At 50.0% G+C, this 20,954-nt stretch carries 18 protein-coding genes; 5 read left to right on the top strand and 13 right to left on the bottom strand.

The features are described from left to right. Positions 1-60 precede the first annotated feature (60 nt). The 3 genes from tyrA to nagZ all read right to left on the bottom strand — a co-directional run bounded on the left by tyrA (position 61) and on the right by nagZ (position 3,456). Entirely contained in the window at positions 61-1,188 is a 1,128-nt protein-coding gene (gene tyrA, locus EWA64_RS11670; RefSeq protein ID WP_039440491.1) for a bifunctional chorismate mutase/prephenate dehydrogenase, read from the bottom strand. Positions 1,189-1,206: 18 nt separating this feature from the next. Continuing rightward, on the bottom strand, positions 1,207-2,277 hold the full coding sequence (locus tag EWA64_RS11665; protein ID WP_039424190.1) for a 3-deoxy-7-phosphoheptulonate synthase: 1,071 nt from the start codon (positions 2,275-2,277) through the stop codon (positions 1,207-1,209). 195 nt (positions 2,278-2,472) lie between these two features. Then, positions 2,473-3,456, bottom strand: a complete 984-nt coding sequence (gene nagZ, locus EWA64_RS11660; RefSeq protein WP_061894205.1) for a beta-N-acetylhexosaminidase — start codon at positions 3,454-3,456, stop codon at positions 2,473-2,475. A gap of 105 nt (positions 3,457-3,561) precedes the next feature. On the opposite strand from nagZ, the gene EWA64_RS11655 reads away from it, so the two are divergent. Further along, the gene (locus EWA64_RS11655; RefSeq protein ID WP_061894204.1) at positions 3,562-4,674 is read left to right on the top strand and encodes an anhydro-N-acetylmuramic acid kinase; all 1,113 of its coding nucleotides are present in this window, start codon (positions 3,562-3,564) and stop codon (positions 4,672-4,674) included. 83 nt (positions 4,675-4,757) lie between these two features. Here the strand turns inward: EWA64_RS11655 and EWA64_RS11650 are convergent, their stop codons facing one another. Both EWA64_RS11650 and EWA64_RS11645 read right to left on the bottom strand, forming a co-directional pair. Continuing rightward, positions 4,758-6,587, bottom strand: a complete 1,830-nt coding sequence (locus EWA64_RS11650; protein WP_061894203.1) for a cation:proton antiporter — start codon at positions 6,585-6,587, stop codon at positions 4,758-4,760. A 64-nt stretch (positions 6,588-6,651) separates the two neighbouring features. After that, entirely contained in the window at positions 6,652-6,993 is a 342-nt protein-coding gene (locus EWA64_RS11645; RefSeq protein ID WP_061894202.1) for a DUF2799 domain-containing protein, read from the bottom strand. 246 nt (positions 6,994-7,239) lie between these two features. On the opposite strand from EWA64_RS11645, the gene EWA64_RS11640 reads away from it, so the two are divergent. From EWA64_RS11640 to btsR, 3 genes are all read left to right on the top strand, one after another. Further along, positions 7,240-8,724: a carbon starvation CstA family protein gene (locus tag EWA64_RS11640; RefSeq protein WP_039440501.1), complete on the top strand. Its 1,485-nt coding sequence runs from the start codon at positions 7,240-7,242 to the stop codon at positions 8,722-8,724. Between the two features lie 97 nt (positions 8,725-8,821). After that, positions 8,822-10,501, top strand: coding sequence for a sensor histidine kinase (locus tag EWA64_RS11635; protein ID WP_172564794.1), 1,680 nt, complete (start codon positions 8,822-8,824; stop codon positions 10,499-10,501). Between the two features lie 26 nt (positions 10,502-10,527). Then, positions 10,528-11,256 (top strand): two-component system response regulator BtsR, encoded by a 729-nt coding sequence (gene btsR / locus EWA64_RS11630; protein WP_039424173.1) that lies wholly within the window; start codon positions 10,528-10,530, stop codon positions 11,254-11,256. A gap of 63 nt (positions 11,257-11,319) precedes the next feature. On the opposite strand, the gene ispH is transcribed toward btsR, so the two are convergent. The 6 genes from ispH to murJ all read right to left on the bottom strand — a co-directional run bounded on the left by ispH (position 11,320) and on the right by murJ (position 18,892). Then, positions 11,320-12,282 carry a 4-hydroxy-3-methylbut-2-enyl diphosphate reductase gene (ispH, locus tag EWA64_RS11625; RefSeq protein ID WP_061894200.1) on the bottom strand — a complete coding sequence of 321 codons (963 nt, stop codon included), beginning with the start codon at positions 12,280-12,282 and terminating at the stop codon, positions 11,320-11,322. A 21-nt stretch (positions 12,283-12,303) separates the two neighbouring features. Further along, complete coding sequence (fkpB, locus tag EWA64_RS11620) at positions 12,304-12,735, bottom strand: FKBP-type peptidyl-prolyl cis-trans isomerase (RefSeq protein WP_039440512.1); 432 nt, start codon at positions 12,733-12,735, stop codon at positions 12,304-12,306. Between the two features lie 96 nt (positions 12,736-12,831). After that, the gene (gene lspA, locus EWA64_RS11615; protein WP_061894199.1) at positions 12,832-13,335 is read right to left on the bottom strand and encodes a signal peptidase II; all 504 of its coding nucleotides are present in this window, start codon (positions 13,333-13,335) and stop codon (positions 12,832-12,834) included. Positions 13,336-13,413: 78 nt separating this feature from the next. Further along, complete coding sequence (ileS, locus tag EWA64_RS11610) at positions 13,414-16,257, bottom strand: isoleucine--tRNA ligase (RefSeq protein WP_061894198.1); 2,844 nt, start codon at positions 16,255-16,257, stop codon at positions 13,414-13,416. A gap of 64 nt (positions 16,258-16,321) precedes the next feature. Continuing rightward, positions 16,322-17,257, bottom strand: a complete 936-nt coding sequence (gene ribF / locus EWA64_RS11605) for a bifunctional riboflavin kinase/FAD synthetase (protein ID WP_061894197.1) — start codon at positions 17,255-17,257, stop codon at positions 16,322-16,324. Positions 17,258-17,329: 72 nt separating this feature from the next. After that, positions 17,330-18,892, bottom strand: coding sequence for a murein biosynthesis integral membrane protein MurJ (murJ, locus tag EWA64_RS11600; RefSeq protein ID WP_061894196.1), 1,563 nt, complete (start codon positions 18,890-18,892; stop codon positions 17,330-17,332). Between the two features lie 248 nt (positions 18,893-19,140). Between murJ and rpsT the strand changes: the two genes are divergently transcribed. After that, positions 19,141-19,401 (top strand): 30S ribosomal protein S20, encoded by a 261-nt coding sequence (gene rpsT / locus EWA64_RS11595; protein WP_039424157.1) that lies wholly within the window; start codon positions 19,141-19,143, stop codon positions 19,399-19,401. Between the two features lie 133 nt (positions 19,402-19,534). On the opposite strand, the gene EWA64_RS11590 is transcribed toward rpsT, so the two are convergent. Both EWA64_RS11590 and nhaR read right to left on the bottom strand, forming a co-directional pair. After that, the gene (locus EWA64_RS11590; RefSeq protein WP_039424155.1) at positions 19,535-19,843 is read right to left on the bottom strand and encodes an ArsR/SmtB family transcription factor; all 309 of its coding nucleotides are present in this window, start codon (positions 19,841-19,843) and stop codon (positions 19,535-19,537) included. A gap of 128 nt (positions 19,844-19,971) precedes the next feature. Then, positions 19,972-20,862, bottom strand: a complete 891-nt coding sequence (nhaR, locus tag EWA64_RS11585) for a transcriptional activator NhaR (RefSeq protein ID WP_369435796.1) — start codon at positions 20,860-20,862, stop codon at positions 19,972-19,974. Positions 20,863-20,954 lie beyond the last annotated feature (92 nt).

Here is a 20,954-nt window from a genome sequence, read left to right as displayed (position 1 = left end):
TAATAACAAAAGAGCAGCTTCGCGCTGCTCTTTTCATTTTGGGTCACGTAAGCAACGGCCTCATCCACGATGAATGTTGTCATTCGCTTGCTTAAGCAAGTTTTGGCTCTCAGCCATAAATTGCTGCGAATAGCTGCCAAACCACTGACTGACCTGTTTGAAGCTCTCAACAAAACTGCTTTTATCATGCTGCTCAAGCAGCGCAAGTGCGTCACCAAAGCGTTGATGGAAACGTTTGATCATCTCAATATTCTCTTCAGAAGAGAGAATGATGTCGCCGTACAGATTGGGATCCTGGGCAAAAAGCCTGCCGACCATCGCCAGCTCTAAGCGATAAATCGGTGAGCTGAGTTTCATTAACTTGTCTAAACTCGGATTCTCTTTGCTCAAATGCATCCCGTAAGCGAACGAGGTAAAGTGGCGTAGCGCTTGGATCAAGGTCATACCATGATCATGTTCCGCCGCATCGATTTGGCACACGCTCGCCCCCCAAATCACAAACTGTTGCAATAACCACTGATAAGCTTCGCTGTCTCGACCATCACAGCAGACAATCACCTGCTTGGCCAAGCTCGGTACGTCCGGGCCAAACATCGGGTGTAAGCCGACAACTGGCCCGCGATGCACTTTGAGCATCGCCTGCAATGGCTTGGCTTTGATGGAGGTCAGGTCGCACAAAATGCAGTCTTGCGGCAGATTCCCCAACTTATCGATCACGCCTTGGGTTAAATGAATCGGCACAGTGACAACCACTAAGCCCGCGCCATCAAGGATCTCATCGGCACGTGGCCAATCTTGGCTACCCAACACTTTTACGCTGTAACCTGACAAACGGAACATGCGCGCAAACAACCCACCCAATTGGCCATGACCACCAATGATCACCACCGAGCGCAGTTCTGGATTGAGGCACTTGAAACCGGAATCTTTTTCACTGGCGTAGGACTCGCGCATCACACGACGCAAAATATCTTCAATCAATTGCGGGGGAATGCCCATTGCCTGAGCTTCTGCTCGGCGTGATGCCAGCATGGCCGCTTCTCGATCGGGGGCATAGATGGGCAAGCCGTGCTGGCTTTTCACTTCTCCCACCTTTTCCACCAAAGCGAGACGCTGCGCGAGCAGTTCTAGCATTTGTTTGTCGACGGCATCAATTTGATCGCGCAATGCGTTGAGTTCAACAGCCATGATATCCCTTGTTTACTGTTACTTCAGACGTTGTTGTAAAAATGGCACTAACTCTTTGTGCGCTTTGCGCAGCAGTGCCTCGGTGGTATCCCAATCAATACAGGCGTCGGTGATAGAAACCCCGTATTGCATTTCACTCAGTGGCAATTCCGACGATTGATTGCCTGCGTTAATGTGGCTTTCAATCATCAAACCAATAATCGATTTGTTGCCTTCGCGGATCTGATGAATCACATCTTCCGCGACCAAAGGCTGACGACGGTAATCTTTACGTGAGTTGGCGTGACTACAATCGACCATCAATGACGCATCCAAGCCCATTTTCGCCATATCTTGCTCACACTCAGTCACGGACACTGAATCGTAATTAGTCTGCTTACCGCCACGCAAAATCACATGACCGTTTGGGTTGCCTTGCGTAGTCAGAAGTGCCACCTGACCTTCACTGTTGATCCCCATAAAACGGTGGCTTGACGAAGCCGCTTGCATCGCATTAATCGCCGTAGACAAACTGCCATCGGTGCCGTTTTTGAAACCAATTGGCATCGAAAGGCCACTTGCCATTTCTCGGTGGGTTTGCGATTCCGTGGTTCGAGCACCAATCGCGGCCCAACTGAAGGTATCAGCAAGGTACTGCGGGCTAATAGGGTCGAGCGCTTCGGTCGCGAGCGGGATCTCCATTTCAGCCAATTCCACTAAAAGCTGACGGCCGACATGCAAGCCGTGTTCAATGTCGAAACTACCATCCAGATGAGGATCGTTAATTAATCCTTTCCAACCCACAGTGGTGCGCGGCTTTTCAAAGTAAACACGCATAACAATATACAGTTGATCATCAAGTTGTTGTGAGAGTGCTTTTAATCGACGTGCATAATCCTTCGCCGCGGCAAGGTCGTGAATTGAGCAAGGACCGCAAACCACCAGCAAGCGGTGATCTTGCTTATGGATAATGTTCGCGATGGTATTGCGTGATTGCTGAATAAAGCCACGCGCTTTGTCACTGAGCGGCAACTTGGCTTTTAACTGATCGGGCGTGATCAGAATCTGTTCATCACTGATATTAATATTACTCAACTCACTTTTACGCATAACTCTCAACCCGTATATTATTTTTTACAATTCAAATCCATAAGGCAGTTCAATCAACCTTGATGACAAAATAACAGGCTAGAAAAGAAAATCAACCGTAAAGATAAAAAAACATTTAGTGTAAATTTTAAGTTACACCAAAGATAAAATGCGTATCGATGAGAATTCATCGCTTAAGCGGTTCTTTTCTCACTTTTATGGCAACAAACGCTGCAGGGCATCACGAGCTGTTTTCCACTCTTGAGAGCGCGTCAACTCGTCTAAAGTAAAGCTCTGCTTCTTCAACAGTGCTGCCGCACTAGGCACAGAAGTGATGGGCAAACTATCTAGCGCTGCGACTTGCGCGTCACGTTTATTGCACATCAGTAGCATGTCACATCCGGCGTGTAACGCTTGCTTGGCCCGCTCTGCTGGGTCTCCCATCACAGCCGCGCCTTCCATAGTAAGATCATCAGAGAAAATCAGCCCTTTAAAGCCTAACTCTTGGCGAAGTACCTGTTTTAACCAATATGATGATCCGCTGGCAGGCTGAGAATCATACTGAGGATAGATAACGTGCGCGGGCATCATGGCATCCAACATTCCTGCCTCAATTTGCGCTTTGAAAATCGCCATGTCCTCTTGCCATAGGTCATCGCGCTCATCAATCGGTGTCTCTAAGTGCGAATCGGCAATCACGCCACCGTGACCGGGGAAGTGCTTGCCTGTAGTCGCCATCCCGATACTGCGCATCCCTTGTAGGTAAGCGCTGCTGTGGCGCAAGATGGTATGTATATCTTCACCAAAGGCCCGATTACCAATCGCTTTGCAAGCAAAGCCTTTATCCAGCACTGGGGCAAAACTGAGATCGATATCGTGCGCAATCAGCTCGGCCGCCATCAACCAACCGCCCATGTGCGCTAGGGCTTCCCCTTGCGTATGCTTGGCGTATTCAGCCGCAGCAGGAATGGGTGAGAAACCTTCGCGAAAACGCTGTACTCGTCCACCTTCTTGGTCGACGCCAATCAGAAACGGACGCTTGACTGTACGGCGAATCGACGCCACTAAGGCTTGCAGTTGCTGACTGTCGTGATAATTGCGCGTAAACAGAATCAAGCCACCAACAGTAGGATGAGCAAGAATTTCTTTATCTTCTGCATCCAGTTCGTAGCCTGCGACATCCACCCATAACGGTCCCATTTTCTCTCTCCAAACAACTGATATTGGTTAAAACTAAATGAGGTTATTCCGAATGAATTTGCATTACAATGCTTTGCACGAGGAAAAAACGGCGGGGAAATCAGGATGCAAGAGAAAGAGCTGTATATCGGGGTGATGTCGGGAACCAGCATGGATGGCGTCGACACTGCGCTGGTTGAAATCAACCAAGGGCAAGTGCGCTTGCTCGCGCACCATGACCACCCACTGCCAACGTCATTAAAGCGGCAACTGCTTTCTGTCTGTACTGGGCAAAGTACCGATTTGCGCACTCTGGGTGAGCTCGACCACCAACTCGGCCACCTGTTTGCCGACGCCGTACTCGCACTTCTGAACAAAACGGGCATACCAGCCAGCCAAGTGAGCGCGATTGGCAATCATGGACAAACTGTTTTTCACCAACCCACCGGGCCATCTCCTTTTACCACTCAACTGGGCGATGCCAATATTATCGCGGTGCGCACTGAGATTGACACTGTGGCGGATTTTCGTCGCAAAGACATCGCTTTAGGTGGTCAAGGTGCGCCGTTAGTACCGGCATTTCACCAAGCCATCTTTGCCATGCAGGACTCAACCACCGTGGTGTTGAACATCGGCGGCATCGCCAATATCTCCGTGCTTCATCCAAAACAAAGGGTCAGCGGGTATGATACTGGCCCCGGCAACATGCTGATGGACACGTGGTGTGAACGGCACACGCAGCGAAGCTATGACCAAGACGCGCGACTCGCCAGCCAAGGGGAAGTGGATCGCCACTTGCTGGCGCGTCTGTTACAAGAGCCTTATTTGGCCAAGCTGCCCCCCAAGAGTACCGGGCGCGAGCTGTTTAATAGCGAATGGCTGGATGAAATGCTCGGCGTTCATGACTGCTCAGTCGAAGATGTGCAGCGCACCTTGTGCGAGTACTCGGCGCTGACCATCGCCAACGAAGTCGAAAAACATGCCTTCGGAGCGAACCCGCAACTGCTGGTGTGTGGCGGCGGGGCGCGTAATCCGCTGTTGATGCAGCGCTTGGCGCAATGCTTGCCACAATGGCAAGTCGCTACGACGAGCGAGAAAGGCGTCGATGGCGATAACATGGAAGCTATGGCGTTTGCTTGGCTGGCGTATCGCCACGTGCATCGCCTGCCCAGCAATCTGCCTGAGGTGACAGGCGCAAGCCGCCTTGCCTGCCTTGGCGTGCTTTATCCAAAAGCATAACAGCAGAAAAGAGCAAGGTGGCCGATTTAGCTGCCACCTTTTTGTCTGAGCTTTCTGCTGCTAACTTTTCTCTGGTCACTTTTTTAAGTCGCTTTGCTCTCGCTGACTTTGTTTTCAGCCGTTTGCTCCTTAATCAAGGAAACCACGGTTTCACCGACTTTGGGCGCAAAGTGATCACTATTGTGGCAAATCTGCACTCGTCCGTTGCCATCCACCACAAACATCGGCAAGACGAAGTTCGCTGCGTGGGTCTGCCGATAATCGGCGTAAGTGTAGTTGTCACTCAGCTTAGTGTGTCGCACTTCTGCGCCCTGATTGATCAAGCTGGCCAGTTTCTTGTAGCTGACCGATGAGCCAAGAAAGGGCAAGCCTTTGTAATCCTCTGAAACGGCATGCTTGTCGCCGTTGCTCGACGCGCTACTGGCCTGATCATACAGACAGAAAATCCGCTTATCGCTGAAGTCATTCATAAAATGCATACAGGCCATGATATTAAAGTAACGGTCTGGGCTCAGTGCCACCACATGGCCAATGCCAATCAAATTCAAATACTCATCTGCATGGCTAGAAACCGGATTGCCGTAGTAATGCTCCAGCCCAGCCATTCTCGCTTGACGAATGTAATCCCAGTTGGAATCCGTCAGCATCACACGGCAATCGTATTTGCTGATCGCCAGCGCCAGCGTGCGGGCCACATCATTAGCACCGATAATCAAAAAACCTTTAGGTGCGGGTTCGGCCAAGCCGAGTGCAACAGCCATGGGCCGCGCCGAAGCGCTTTGCAACACCACAGTGCCGATGATCACCATGAAGGTTAGTGGCACCAGTAATGCTGCTTCAGACATGCCAAGCGAGTCCAACTTGATGGCGAACAGCGAGGAGATGGACGCCGCGACAATACCGCGCGGCGCGACCCAAGCGAGAAAGCTTTTTTCCTTGAAGCTGAGAGAGCTGCGCAGCGTGGCAATAAAAATCGAAGCCGGACGTGACACCAACTGGATAAACACAAATAGCAACAGCGCACTGATGCCCAAAGTGGCGAAGTCGTCCGCTTTGATTCTGGCCGCCAGCAGAATAAACAGCCCAGTGATAAATAAGATGGTGAGGTGCTCTTTAAAATGCAGAATATGCTTGATGTCGACCCCGCGGGCATTGGCGATCCACATTCCCATGACCGTGACGGTGAGCAGACCAGACTCATGTTCAAGATGATTCGACAGTGCAAACACGCCGAGCACCATGGTCAATACCGCAAACGGCTGCAAATATTCAGGCAACCAGCCACGACGTAAAACCGTCGCCAAAAGTTGCCCTGAAACGATGCCAATCCCTAAGCCAATCAGCAAAATCCAGCCTAAGACAATCAAGCTGTGCGTCTCGCTGCTCGAGACAATAAACTCATACACCATGACGACAAACAGCGCGCCAAGCGGATCTATCAAGATCCCTTCCCAGCGCAAAATGTTCGCCAGCCGCGTACTCGGGCGCACCGTTCGTAGCAAAGGGACAATCACCGTCGGGCCGGTCACCACGGTCAAACTGCCAAACAGCAGTGCCAAGGGCCAATCAAACCCGAGCAAGTAATGCGTGGCACTACTGGTCAATCCCCATGAGACCACGGCGCCCACAGTCACTATGCTCCACACCGTGTTGCTTACACCACGGATTTCACGAAAGTTAAGTGTCAGACTGCCTTCAAACAGAATCACCGCCACCGCCAGCGACACCATGGGAAAGAGCAAATCGCCAAGCAGTTGCTCCGGTTGTAACAGGCCGCTCACGGGCCCGGCCAACAAGCCCGCCAGCAACAAAAATAAGATGGCCGGAAGCTTTAAACGCCATGCCAACCATTGGCAGGCGAGCCCAACGACGCCAATTCCTGCTAGCCAAAGTGCTGCGGTTTCTGCTTGCATATCCCTGCCCTCGCTGTTGCGCTCTATCGATGTTGATTATGTTTCTTGTCGTTCCATCACCGCTTTATTGCTGGTACTCATTCCAACCACGTTGCCATTCCATGCGAAAGCGCTGCGCCTGTTCGGTGCCTTCGCACACCCCTTCGTAATAGGAGCCCGACAGGCCAATTTGATAGGCAAAATCTGCGTTGCAATATTCATCCACGCCTTGCAGATAACCTTGGTCATAATCGCTTTTATTCACCTCGCCCAGCGCAGCGAGCGCTTTGAAGCTGCGTTGGGTACGCCCATTCACTCCATCTTGATAGCCGACCTGATACCACTCGCCCGCTTTGGCCAACTCTTCGGTACTCGACGCGCAGCCGACCAAGGCCACCAGCAGCAAGACTAATGCGCTCTGTTTCATTCCTATTTCCTTAACTCATTGTTTTATCCAATAACCTTACCACTTAAATTCCCCACTCGCCGCATCAAGGGCGAAATAAACCACTCACTTAGTCAGCAGACCGCTCACGCCGACGAGAAACCACTGAGTCGCCATAGCGACCACTCGTCTGGCTATGCGACCACTCAAGTCAGAAGCCAGTGCAACTGGGCAGAGAGTCATTTACTCTCCACCCTGAGCTTAACTATTATCCAAGGACAAATTGCTATGATGTGGTTTCTATCCTGTGTCGCTGCCCTGATTGGCGGATACTTCATCTACGGCGCTTTCGTTGAGAAAGTATTTGGTATCAACGAACATCGCCAAACTCCAGCCCACACTAAAACCGATGGCGTCGACTACGTGCCGATGTCAACGCCCAAAGTGTATTTGGTACAACTGCTGAATATCGCCGGTGTCGGCCCGATTTTTGGCCCGATCATGGGGGCTCTTTACGGCCCGGCTGCCATGTTGTGGATTGTGGTCGGCTGTATTTTTGCTGGTGCGGTGCACGATTACTTCTCTGGCATGCTTTCCGTACGTAACGGCGGCGCGTCTGTGCCGAGCATCACCGGCCGCTACTTAGGCAATGGCGCTAAACATTTCATGAACATTTTTGCCATTGTTTTATTGCTGCTGGTCGGTGTGGTGTTTGTGTCTGCGCCAGCAGGCATGATAACTAACCTTATCAACGATCAAACTAGCTTCTCGGTGAGCATGACAACCATGGTGGTGATCATTTTTGCTTACTACATCATCGCGACGATTGTGCCTGTCGACAAAATCATTGGGCGCTTTTACCCACTGTTCGGCGCGCTGCTGATCTTCATGTCGGTTGGTCTGATGACCGCGATTGCCCTTTCACCTGAACACACAGTGATGGGGGATTTCCAAGTCGCTGACATGTTCTCCAACCTCAACCCGAACGATATGCCGCTCTGGCCTGCGCTGTTTATCACCATCGCTTGCGGTGCGATTTCAGGCTTCCACGCCACGCAATCACCGTTGATGGCGCGTTGTATGGAAAATGAGAAAAATGGCCGCTTTGTCTTCTACGGCGCGATGATCGGTGAAGGCATCATTGCACTTATCTGGTGTGCCATTGCTCTGTCTTTCTTTGGTTCACTGGAGTCCCTTTCTGAAGCGGTTAAAAACGGTGGCCCTGGCAACGTGGTCTACAGTGCGTCATTTGGCCTGCTTGGCGTGTTTGGTGGTGTGATTGCCTTCTTGGGTGTGGTAATTCTGCCAATCACCTCGGGTGACACAGCGTTTCGTTCCAGCCGCTTGATCTTAGCGGAATACTTCAACATGGAGCAGAAAACTCTGCGTAACCGCCTGCTGATGGCCGTTCCGCTGTTCGTCCTTGGTGCGATTCTGACTCAGGTGGATTTTGGCATCATCTGGCGCTACTTCGGTTTTGCCAACCAAACGACCGCAGTGATGATGCTGTGGACGGCATCGGCTTACCTGCTACGCCACAACAAGCTGCACTGGATCACTACGGTTCCGGCCTTCTTTATGACCACAGTGTGCGTCAGCTTTATCCTCAACAACAGCGCGCTGGGCTTTGGTTTACCAATGCAGATTTCCACCATTGCCGGCCTTATCTTCTCGCTGGTGGTAACAGGCTACGTGATCAAAATCTCCAAAGGCAAAGGTGAGCGCGAGCTAGCGGATGAAGAAAAACCGCAAGCGGTTTCCGAAACCGCGTAAGCACCACGCCATGAGCGCCTAAACAAAGAGTCTGCCCAGTCGCAGACTCTTTTTCTTTGCCATACAATAAACCCTGTTCAGTCACAGAAGAGTCGTTATGGAACTGGTTATCTCGCTACTGCAGCAAATGTGTGTTTACTTAGTGTTGGCTTATATGCTGAGTAAAACCCCGCTCATCTTGCCGATGCTCAACATCTCGTCACGCCTGAGCCACCGCTTACTGTGCTACCTGCTGTTCTCTGCCTTTTGTATTCTGGGCACCTATTTTGGCCTGCATATCAACGATGCCATTGCCAACACTCGCGCAATTGGTGCGGTGATGGGCGGGCTGTTCGGCGGCCCAGTGGTTGGTTTTGCGGTTGGCTTTACTGGCGGTATCCACCGTTATACGTTAGGCGGTTTTACCGATCTCGCCTGCGCCATCTCCACCACGACAGAAGGGCTGATCGGTGGCCTATTGCATGTCTATCTGCTCAAGAAAAACAAAGGGGCACAACTGTTTAACCCTTCAGTGGTGTTTGGCATCACTTTTTTTGCCGAGATCATGCAGATGATCATCTTGCTGGTGGTCGCCAAACCCTACTCAGAAGCCTACGCTCTGGTGTCGGCGATTGCCGCGCCGATGATCATTGCCAACTCGGTCGGCGCTGCACTGTTTATGAGCATTCTGCAAGACAGAAAAACCATCTTCGAAAAATACTCCGCCACCTTTTCCCGCCGCGCACTGACCATTGCCGATCGCTCGGTCGGCATCTTGCACAGCGGCTTTAACAGCACCAATGCCGAGAAAATTGCCCGCATAGTCTACGAAGAGACCAATGTCGGCGCAGTGGCGATTACCGATCAAGAGAAGATCCTCGCGTTTGTCGGTATTGGTGATGACCACCACAAACCTAACACGCCAATCTCGTCGCAAAGTACGCTCGATTCGATGGCGCAGAATGCGATCATTTATCTCGATGGCAGTGAGCGCCCTTATCAATGCTCACTGGCTGCCGACTGTAAATTAGGCGCAGCGTTGATCATTCCGCTGCGTGCAGGCAAAGAGGTGGTCGGCACCATCAAGCTGTACGAGCCCAAACGCAAACTCTTCTCCACCATCAATATGTCGATGGCAGAAGGCATTGCCCAGTTGCTTTCCAGCCAAATTCTCTATGGCGATTACCAGCAACAACAAACCTTACTGACGCAATCGGAAATCAAACTGCTGCACGCGCAAGTCAACCCGCACTTTCTCTTCAACGCGCTCAATACCATCAGTGCCGTGATCCGCCGCGACCCTGACAAAGCACGCGAGCTGATACAAAATCTCTCCCATTTCTTTCGCAGCAACCTTAAGCAAAACATCAATACCGTCACACTCAAAGAAGAGCTGGCACACGTCAATGCCTACCTGAGCATTGAAAAAGCGCGCTTTGCTGATCGTCTCGACGTGGAAATCGACATTGCCGCCGAACTGCTGGAGGTCAAACTGCCGAGCTTTACCTTGCAGCCTTTGGTCGAAAATGCGGTGAAGCATGGTATTTCCAACTTGCTCGAAGGCGGTTTAGTGCGCATCTACAGCGAAAAGAGCCCAACAGGCTACGCTATCACCGTTGAAGACAATGCAGGTTGTTATCAAGCGCCGAGTGAGGATCACTCCGGGCTTGGCATGGAGATTGTCGATAAACGCTTGAGTCATCACTTTGGCCGTGATGCAGCACTAAAAATTCAAGCGATACCGCATCAATTTACTAAAATGACCTTTATCATTCCGCACTCAGCGTTGATGAGCTGAATAGCTGTAACACAGGGACTATACGGATGTTGACCGCACTGGTAATTGATGACGAACCTTTTGCTCGTGACGAGCTTTGCGAGCTGCTGGGTGAAACGGGTGAGATTGAGGTGATTGGCGATGCGGCCAATGCCATCATGGGGTTAAAGAAAATCAACGAGCTCAAACCCGATGTGGTGTTTCTCGACATACAGATGCCCCAAGTGACCGGCATAGAGCTGCTTGGCATGATGGACCCAGAAACCATGCCGTATGTGGTGTTTGTCACCGCTTATGATCAGTACGCGATTCAGGCGTTTGAGGACAATGCCTTTGATTACCTGCTGAAACCCGTCGACCCCGAGCGGCTGAAAAAGACCGTAAAGCGCCTCAATCGTGCCGCCAGCCAGTCGGCGCTCAGCCAACATTTGTCCGGCATCGCCCCTGAAACGCTGGACCAAATCCCGTGTATCGGCCACAACCGGATTGTGATCATGGCCACGGACAACGTCGAATGCGCTTACAGCGATATTAGTGGCGTGCATGTGCGCTCCATCAATCAAACCGCCAGTACCCAACTGACGTTAAAAACGCTGGAAGAGAAAACACCACTGGTACGCTGCCACCGGCAATATTTGGTGGCAATAAAAGCAATCAGTGAAATCAAATTGTTGGAAAATGGCTTAGCCGAAATCATCACCCGCACGGGTTTTACCATTCCGGTCAGTCGCCGCTATCTTAAATTACTCAAAGAGATGCTTGGGATTTACCAGTAGCCACACTGAGTAACAGAAACGCAAAAGGCGACCCGTTTGGTCGCCTTCTTCGTTTCACCGCACTTAATCAATCTGCTTAATTTGCAGCTCTTTCGGCACTTCAAAGAACATATTCTCTTCGCGGCCTAGCACCTCTTCAACCGATTGTGCTCCTAGCTCTTTGATGCGATCCAAGATCTGATTGACCAACTCTTCTGGCGCAGAGGCGCCAGCCGTGACACCAACTTTGACTTTACCGTCAAACCACACTGGCTGTATATCCTGCGGGCAGTCGGTCAGATAGGCAGGCGTGCCGAGTATTTCTGCGAGCTCTTTGAGACGAGTTGAGTTCGAGGAGTTCTTTGACCCCACCACCACCATCACATCGACCTCACTGGCTAACTCACGCACTGCATCTTGACGGTTTTGTGTCGCGTAGCAGATATCGTCTTTGCGTGGGCCTTGGATATCAGGGAACACGCGGCGCAGTTCATCAATCACATCGGCGGTCTCATCAACTGACAAGGTGGTTTGACTGACATAGTGCAGATTGCTCGGATCTTTCACCACCGCTTTAAGGCCAATAACATCTTCCGGCTTTTCAACCAGATACATACCGCCCTGCTGGCTGGCATATTGTCCCATGGTGCCTTCGACTTCCGGATGACCGGCGTGGCCAATCAGCACCACTTCCATACTGCGGCGACTGGCGCGCGCCACTTCCATGTGCACTTTAGTGACCAGAGGACAGGTCGCATCGAACACGGTGAGATCGCGCTCTTTCGCTTCCTGACGCACGGCTTGAGAGACACCATGAGCAGAGAAAATGACGATGTTGTTATCCGGTACTTCATGAAGTTCCTCCACAAACACCGCACCGCGTTGCTTCAGCCCTTCGACCACAAAACGGTTGTGCACCACTTCATGGCGAACATAAATCGGCGGCTGATACAGTTCCAGTGCGCGCTCAACAATGCTGATGGCACGATCGACTCCGGCACAGAATCCACGCGGGTTGGCTAACAGGATTTTCATTTCATTGCTCATGGGTAGTTATCTTTTGGCTGGCTATTCTACTGACAAAATTTCAACTTCAAAAGTCACATCTTGCCCGGCGAGTGGGTGGTTAAAATCAACCGTCACCGAGTCTCCGGCGATTTCGGTAATGATGCCTGGGATCTCCATCCCATCGGGTCCGGCAAAGGCCATGATCGTACCGACTTCCACCGCGGCATCACCAACAAAACGTGCGCGGTCCATGTGGTGGATATGATCCGGATTGGGCAAGCCAAAGGCATCTTGCGCTTTGAGTTCAATTGACTTGTTTTCGCCCGCTTGCAACCCAAGCAGACACTGCTCGAAGTTGTCACTCAGGCTGCCATCGCCCATGACAAACTTCGCTGGTTTGCCCATGTTGTGCGTGCTATCGGCGACAGAGCCGTCTTTCATTTTAATCGTAAAGTGCAGCGTTACAGCAGATTGTTGGGTAATAGTGGTCACGTTACGGCTTCCTTGTAGAAAACGGTGGCAGTTGCTTGCTCGTTATAGACAAAAGCGCTGACCGAATCAACGGACAGCGCTTAGGGTTATTGGTTTTTATTGCGATTCTTTGCGACGAAAGCCATCTAAGATGATCATCGCTGCGCCAACGCAGATGGCTGCATCGGCTAAGTTAAAAGCTGGCCAGTGGTAGTTACCCCAGAAAAAGTCCAAGTAATCGACCACAAAACCGTGTACTAAACGGTCAAAGACGTTACCTACGGCTCCGCCAATAATCATCGCATACGCAATGTTGTTCCATTTTTCTTTTGCCGAGAGTTTACTCATCCAATAGGTCAACAGGCCCGTAACCGCAAAAGCAATACCGGTGAACAACCAACGTTGCCACCCCTCTTGATCACTGAGAAAACTGAAAGCGGCGCCATAGTTATGCACATACAGCAAATTAAAGAATGGCAGGACTTCAATGCGATTGGCCCAGCCGTAACCCATCTTCTCCATCACCACAAATTTGATGCCAATATCGGCCACAAACACCACAAAGGCTAACCACAGCCAGCGCACCCCAGATTGCTTTAACGTCAGTGCTTTTTCGCTCATCTTAATTCCTAAAAATAGCCCCAGTGAATACTGGGGCTGCAATTACGATAAAAAGTTCAGTCTTTCGCTCACCGACAATTAGGCAAACTTACGCACTTCGCCTTCGCCCTCGACGTTAGAAACACAGCGGCCACAGATTTTTTCGTGACCAGCGATAGTGCCAACGTCTGGGGTGTGGTGCCAACAACGGTCACACTTCGCCGCTTCCGTTGCACGCACTTCGACAAACAGACCTTCAATGTCGGTGGCTTGCGCCGCGTCTGACTTCTCGCTAAGTGGTTTAACAGTAGCGGCTGAAGTCAGCAGAACGAAACGCAGCTCATCGTCAAGTTTGTTGATTTTCGCTGCAAGATCGTCGCTGGCAAACAGCGTCAGTTCCGCTTGTAGTGAGCCACCGATGGTCTTATCGCTGCGTGCCGCTTCAAGCAGTTTGTTGACCGCACCACGTACTTTCTGGATTTCAGACCAGAATGCATTGTTGAGCTCTTCACCTTCTGCAAGGCCAAACAGACCATCGAACCATTCACCGGTGAAGACAAACTTGTCACGCTCACCCGGCATCTGGTTCCAGATTTCATCGGCAGTAAACGACATGATTGGCGCCATCCAACGTACCAACGCCTCGACGATGTAGTACAGCGCAGTCTGACAACTGCGTTGTGCATGACCACCACGCTTCGCGGTGTACTGACGATCTTTGATCACGTCAAGATAGAATGAACCCATCTCGATAGAACAGAAGTGCATCAGACGCTGCGTCACGCCGTGCGTGTTGTACTCTTCATACGCTTTGACGATCTCGTTCTGCGCCGCTAATGCACGACCTACCGCCCAGCGATCCAGCGCAACCATTTCATCAGCGGGTACGATATCTGTTTCTGGATTGAAGCCGTTCAAGTTGGCCAAGAAGAAACGCGCCGTGTTACGGATACGGCGGTAAGCATCGGCTGAACGCTTGAGGATTTCATCAGAAACCGCCACTTCGCCCGTATAGTCGGTTGAAGCAACCCACAGACGCAAAATATCTGCACCTAGCTTGTTGGTGACATCTTTTGGTGCAACCACGTTACCGATCGATTTTGACATCTTACGGCCTTGGCCATCGACCACGAAACCGTGCGTCAATACTTGCTTGTAAGGCGCTTTGCCTTTCATCGCGATCGAAGAGATCAGCGAAGACTGGAACCAACCACGGTGTTGGTCCGAACCTTCAAGGTACATGTCTGCTTGTGCGCCGTTGAACTCTTCGCGTTTATCAACAACTGCGTAGTGTGTTACGCCAGAATCAAACCAAACGTCTAAGGTATCGAGTACTTTTTCATACTGCGGCGCTTCTTCGCCAAGCAGTTCTGCAGCGTCAAGATCCCACCACGCTTGAATGCCTTTTTGTTCAACCACTTGAGCCACTTTTTCAATCAGCTCAAGCGAGTTTGGATGCAATTCTGCGGTTTCTTTGTGCACGAAAAGAGCAATTGGCACACCCCAAGTACGTTGACGTGAGATACACCATTCTGGGCGACCTTCGATCATCCCTTCAATGCGGCTTTGACCCCACTCCGGCATCCACTGAACGCCTTTGATCGACTCTAGAGCTTTGGCACGTAGACCCGCTTGGTCCATCGAAACGAACCACTGAGGGGTCGCGCGGAAGATGATGGGCGTTTTGTGACGCCAGCAGTGCGGGTAGCTATGCTCGTAAGCGTGATGATGCAGCAATGCGCCTTTTTCTTTTAGCGTTTCGACGACAGCATCATTCGCTTTAAATACGTGTTGACCAGCAAACAGTTCAGTGTCTGGCAGATACACGCCGTTTGAGCCCACTGGATTTGCCACTTCAAGGCCATATTTTTGGCCGACTGCAAAGTCTTCTTGACCGTGTCCCGGAGCGGTGTGTACCACACCAGTACCCGAATCCGTGGTGACGTGATCGCCAAGGATCGCAGGCACGGTAAACGCGTAGAATGGGTGTTGGAACTGAACCAGTTCAAGATCCGCACCTTTGGCAAAACCAAGATTGTGGAAGTGCTCGATACCCGCGCGATCCATCACCTCTTTAGCCAGTTCAGCCGCAACGATAATACGCTCTGGTTGACGCTCTGAAGCCGCATCGCCCTCAACTTGGATCAGTACGTATTCAAGATCCTCACGCAAACACACTGCGCGGTTAGCAGGCAGTGTCCAAGGCGTGGTTGTCCAGATAACGATCGAGACGTCACCGTGGCCTTCGTGGCCTTCATTTAAAGCAAATTTCGCCAGCAGCGCCGCTTCATCAGCCGCTTTAAAACGAACGTCGATAGAAGGAGAAACTTTGTTTTTGTATTCCACTTCTGCTTCTGCCAGTGCGCTGCCACAATCGGTACACCAGTGAACCGGTTTAAACCCTTTCAGTAAGTGGCCGTTGTCGGCAATTTTACCCAGCGCACGGATGATGTTGGCTTCAGTGGCGAAATCCATAGTGCGGTATGGTTTGTCCCACTCGCCCATGATACCAAGACGCTTAAAGCTCTCTTTTTGCCCTTCCACTTGGCCTGCTGCGTATTCACGGCATTTTTCACGAAACTCGGCTGCGGTCACTTTTTGGCCCGGTTTGCCGACTTTCTTTTCAACCATCAGTTCGATAGGTAGACCGTGGCAGTCCCAACCTGGAATGTAAGGTGCGTCAAAACCTGAAAGTGTTTTGGATTTAATAATAATGTCTTTAAGAATCTTGTTTAGTGCGTGACCAATGTGAATATCACCGTTTGCATAAGGAGGACCATCATGCAATACAAATGATTTCTTGCCTTTTTTCGCTTCACGGATGGCTCCGTAAAGGTCTTCTTGATACCAACGCTTTAGCATTTCTGGCTCACGTTTAGCCAGATCGCCGCGCATCGGAAACCCTGTTTCAGGTAAGTTCAGGGTATCTTTATACTCACTCATCGATTCTTAATTCCGTTATATTGGGCGAAAGTTAGACATTATGTTGTTCGGTGGAATAAACCGTTCAACGAGTTAGCTGACGCAGCCACACCCTTGCTGCCTCAGCATCCAATTCAATTTGCTGTTTGAGTGCATCAAACGACTCAAATTTTTTTTCATCACGCAGTTTATGCAAAAGCACCACTTCTAACTGTTTGCCATACAAGTTGGCCTGAAAGTCGAATAAATGCACTTCTAACTGCTGACGAACGCCGTTTACTGTCGGCCTCTGACCAATGTTGGCCACGCCGCCAATGGCATTTTGTGCAAGACCGAGCGCTTGCACAACGTAGACACCAGAAACTGGGGAAACACAGCGCTTAAGCGGAATATTCGCCGTCGGAAAACCGATGGTTCTGCCTAATTTTCGGCCATGAGAAACACGGCCGCTAATGCTGTAATCCCGCCCAAGCATCTGAGCCGCAGCAGGCAAGTCGTCATCGGCTAATGCCTCACGAATGGCGGTGCTGCTCACTCGTAACTGCTCTAAACAGAAGCTTTGAGTGTTCACTACGGTAAAACCGTATTTTTCTCCAGCTGCTTGCAACATAGCGAAGTTGCCTTGACGCGCTTTGCCAAAGCAAAAATCATCACCAACGACAAGAAACTTAACACCCAAACGCTCGACCAACAAGTCGCGAATAAATGCCTCAGCATCAAGAGCGGCAAAATGTCGGTTGAAATTGACACACAACAATCGATCCAGCCCTAACTTGCCAAGTTGCACAAATTTATCCCGCAAACGGGTTAATCGTGCTGGCGCCTTGTCTTTGGCAAACAACTCCATCGGCTGGGGTTCAAAAGTCATGACCACAGATGGCAGTGACATAGCTCTGGCTTGCAGAGAAACCTGACGCAACACTTGCTGATGCCCGAGATGGACACCATCAAAATTGCCGATGGTTAATACACAGCCACGATGCTGCGACCTTATATTATGAATGCCTCGTATCAGTTCCATTTGGATACAGCGAAGTGCCTCTGTTTTTCTATTTATGCAGTGTCAAACTGGCGGATTATATACTAATCGAGCTTACTCTGTCCCAGCTTTTAGGTCTTTTAACCGAATCCCAAGCAAAAACGCCGAGATTAAGTAAGCAATTGCACCGATCAGAATCAGCAGAATAAGCTCCCCAGCGCGATGGGCCGATGTCCATTGTAGCCAAATAGACATCTGTTCCATTTTCCACAATAACACCGCAACCATTGCTGCACCGGCCAAAATTAAACGTGTAATAAAATAGACGGTTCGCTTAGAAATTCGGTAAACCCCAGCTAGATGTAAACCTCGATACAGCAGCGCCATGTTCACGAATGCGGACAGAGCTGTTGCCACCGCTAAGCCGACATAGCCATAAAACCAAGCGAAAATCCCGTTAAACACCATATTGGTCACCATAGCAATAATGCCATATTTGACTGGCGTCTTAGTGTCCTGACGCGAGTAGTACCCAGGGGCGAGAACCTTGATCAACATGAAATTCAGCAGACCCGATGCGTACGCCAGCAGCGATAGAGAAGCTTGGTGAACATCTTGTGGGCTAAACTCACCACGCATAAACAGAACCATCAGCATAGGTTTGGCCAAAACCATCAGTCCGAGCATGGCGGGGATGCCAAGCAAGGTCACCATGCGTACCCCCCAATCCATGGTATGGGCGAAGCCTTCACTGTGCGCATCAACGTGCTTACGCGACAACGCAGGTAAAATAACCGTCGCAATCGCAATGCCGAACAAGCCCAGCGGGAATTCGAGCAAGCGGTCAGAATAGTAGAGCCAAGAGATCGAACCGGTTTGCAAAAAGCTGGCAATAAAGGTGTCGAAAAGAAGGTTAATTTGGCTAACGGAGACACCAAACAGTGCAGGCAGCATCAGGGTGCGAATTTTAACCACGCCCGGATCTCGCCATCCCCATTTCGGTTTTACCATCACCCCAGCTTTGATTAAAAAAGGCAGTTGGAAGAGAAATTGCACCAATCCGCCTAAAAAGACCCCTATCGCTAAGCCCACTTCGGGCTGAGCAAGATACGGCGCAATATACCAAGCCGCCAAGATCATCATCACATTGAGAAAAACTGGGGTAAAAGAGGAAACGGCAAATCTCCCCATGGTGTTAAGGATCGCCCCCGACAGCGCAACAAAAGTGATAAACCAGAGATAAGGAAAGGTAATTTTGAGGATAAAGCTCGCTAGCTCAAACTTTTCTGCGGCAGGCCCGCCGCGTAACCAATCTAAGAACCAACCAGCGCCGAAAAGTGCACTAACCACGCCCGAACCAAGAACGCCCAAAATGGTCACCACGGTGACGATCACCCCCAACGTTCCCGACGCTTTCGCGATCAAATCGCGCGTTTTATTCATGTCGCCACGGGCATGATACTCCGTCAGAACAGGAACAAACGCTTGGGAAAAGGCGCCTTCGGCAAACAAGCGTCTTAGAAAGTTAGGAATCTTATTGGCGAAGAAAAAAACATCGGCACTGGCTCCAGCGCCCATCAAATTGGCGACAACTACGTCGCGTACTAAGCCCAAAACCCTTGAAATCAGCGTCATAGCACTGACGATCAAGCCGGACTTAAGGAGTCGTTTACTCACAATAACCTCGAAATCTCACCGTAGCCTAACCTTTCTCCGCCTTTTATTAGAATCGAAGCGGATATTTATTAGCATTGGTCTGAAAATGCTGATAGAATCCCCGCCATCTTAACCGCGTTAACCTTTCTTACCAAAAGTTCTTTTGGCTCGATGGGTTTTTGCACAAATCATTTGACAATCGGGCATAAATGAGGGATATTCCTCGCCCTTAAATTGTCACCGAACTAAAGTTTTTGGGAGTTAGACCCTTGGCAAATAACAAATCTGCTAAGAAGCGCGCTATCCAAGCTGAAAAACGTCGTCAGCACAATGCTAGCCGTCGTTCAATGATGCGCACTTACATGAAGAAAACTGTTGCTGCAATCGCTGCTGGCGACAAAGAAGGCGCAACTGCAGCTTTCGCTGTAGTTACACCAATCCTAGACCGCATGGCGACTAAAGGCCTTATTCACAAGAATAAAGCTGCTCGTCACAAGTCTCGTTTCGCTGCACAAATCAAAGCTCTGTAATAGCGCTCTGATTTCAGTGAAGAAAAAGCCGGCTTAATGCCGGTTTTTTTATTTGCAGAATTTTTGTTGCCTTTTAATACAGGTAATAAAAAAGCTGGCATCGCCAGCTTTTTTCATCAACCACCTTTAATGCCTACGCACACGGCGATTCTTGGCAGTAAAGGCTGTGTAGCAACTTAATCATCGCTTTGACCTCCTCACTTTTTAACGTGTAATAAACGGTCTGCGCTTCTTTGCGTGTCAACACTAAGCCATCGCGGCGTAACCACGCCAAGTGTTGAGAAAGAGCCGACTGGCTAAGCTCTAGTTTAGAACAGAGCTCGCCAACAGAAAGTTCTTGATTGTGCAGCATGCATAGAATTTGTAGACGCCGTTCATTTGCCATTGCTTTTAACAGCACCACAGCTTTAGCAGAATTCTGCTCCATTTCTTTTAAGTTCATTGGTTGGTCCCCGAGCTACAACTTATATGACCCAACGGCTGTTGCAGATAGTTGTGTAAGAGTTGTTTTATAGTTTGAGTTTATACTTTTGTAGATAGTAATCTATTCGTAGTATTGAAGGAACTCGTTCATGTAAACAATTGACTAAAATTTGCGTCACAAACGTTTTTCACTGCCGGATGTTGAATCATTCTTTCCGCAAAGATTACGTAGTACTCTTCTTTCAAATCTTCAACATGACCGATCAACTGCAATGTGCGGTCGTCCTCTATCTCAGACATATACACGGTTGGTGCGAGAAAAATCACATCGTCGTGGTATCGGGCAAACGCTTTCATTAAAGCCACATCATCAAACTCGCCGAGCACATCAGGTTGCATCCCCTGACGGTCAAACCACTGCATGACTTTACGCCCCATCGCCGTCCGACCACCCGGCAGCAGCAATTTCTTACGCTCTAAGATTGCGGGAAAGTCCATATTGTCCAATTTGCTTGATGAGAAAAAACTCATGCTGCTTTCACCCAGTTTCTTGCTGTATAAACCCGGACTTTGAGTCGAATCGACAGGACAGTCAGAAAGGATCATATCGAGCTTATGTTGAGCCAAACGTTCTAACAACAACTCATGCGTCGATTCATAACAACGCAGATGAATACGATCATCTTCCAGCACCGTTGTCATTAAAACCTTACTCACCAAACGCTTCGACAGGGCATCGGCAACCCCCACTTCAAACAAGATATTTGAGTGTTGGCTGTAATTAACGATATCCAGCATCTCATAACTTAAACCAAACATACGATCGGCATATTTGAACACCAATTGCCCTAACTCGGTCGGCTCAACCGTTCTACCGTTGCGTTTGGTCAATTTGCCTTTCATCCGATCTTCCAGCGCTTTGATTTGCCCGGTCACTGTTTGCGGAGTGAGAAAAAGCGCGTCGGCCGCTTTGGTAACCGAGCCTTGTTTGCAAACCATCCAGAAGTAGTACAAGTGGTTATAATTGAGATGTGACATGCTGATTGACCTAAAATGTGCGAACGATAGTTATAGCAAATATGACAAAAGGCAGCAAACATATCGAATAATCCGAAATAAAACTCAGATAA

It is taken from the genome of Vibrio cidicii (genome assembly GCF_009665415.1).
GTDB lineage: Bacteria > Pseudomonadota > Gammaproteobacteria > Enterobacterales > Vibrionaceae > Vibrio > Vibrio cidicii.
Note: the sequence above shows the minus strand (reverse complement) of the source record. Positions and strands in the feature narration are given on the sequence as shown.

Excerpts from the sequence above, each read along its gene's own strand:
- tyrA (WP_039440491.1), bottom strand. The coding sequence starts at position 1,188 with ATGGCTGTTGAACTCAACGCATTGCGCGATCAAATTGATGCCGTCGAC.
- EWA64_RS11665 (WP_039424190.1), bottom strand. The coding sequence starts at position 2,277 with ATGCGTAAAAGTGAGTTGAGTAATATTAATATCAGTGATGAACAGATT.
- nagZ (WP_061894205.1), bottom strand. The coding sequence starts at position 3,456 with ATGGGACCGTTATGGGTGGATGTCGCAGGCTACGAACTGGATGCAGAA.
- EWA64_RS11655 (WP_061894204.1), top strand. The coding sequence starts at position 3,562 with ATGCAAGAGAAAGAGCTGTATATCGGGGTGATGTCGGGAACCAGCATG.
- EWA64_RS11650 (WP_061894203.1), bottom strand. The coding sequence starts at position 6,587 with ATGCAAGCAGAAACCGCAGCACTTTGGCTAGCAGGAATTGGCGTCGTT.
- EWA64_RS11645 (WP_061894202.1), bottom strand. The coding sequence starts at position 6,993 with ATGAAACAGAGCGCATTAGTCTTGCTGCTGGTGGCCTTGGTCGGCTGC.
- EWA64_RS11640 (WP_039440501.1), top strand. The coding sequence starts at position 7,240 with ATGATGTGGTTTCTATCCTGTGTCGCTGCCCTGATTGGCGGATACTTC.
- EWA64_RS11635 (WP_172564794.1), top strand. The coding sequence starts at position 8,822 with ATGGAACTGGTTATCTCGCTACTGCAGCAAATGTGTGTTTACTTAGTG.
- btsR (WP_039424173.1), top strand. The coding sequence starts at position 10,528 with ATGTTGACCGCACTGGTAATTGATGACGAACCTTTTGCTCGTGACGAG.
- ispH (WP_061894200.1), bottom strand. The coding sequence starts at position 12,282 with ATGAGCAATGAAATGAAAATCCTGTTAGCCAACCCGCGTGGATTCTGT.
- lspA (WP_061894199.1), bottom strand. The coding sequence starts at position 13,335 with ATGAGCGAAAAAGCACTGACGTTAAAGCAATCTGGGGTGCGCTGGCTG.
- ileS (WP_061894198.1), bottom strand. The coding sequence starts at position 16,257 with ATGAGTGAGTATAAAGATACCCTGAACTTACCTGAAACAGGGTTTCCG.
- ribF (WP_061894197.1), bottom strand. The coding sequence starts at position 17,257 with ATGGAACTGATACGAGGCATTCATAATATAAGGTCGCAGCATCGTGGC.
- EWA64_RS11590 (WP_039424155.1), bottom strand. The coding sequence starts at position 19,843 with ATGAACTTAAAAGAAATGGAGCAGAATTCTGCTAAAGCTGTGGTGCTG.
- nhaR (WP_369435796.1), bottom strand. The coding sequence starts at position 20,862 with ATGTCACATCTCAATTATAACCACTTGTACTACTTCTGGATGGTTTGC.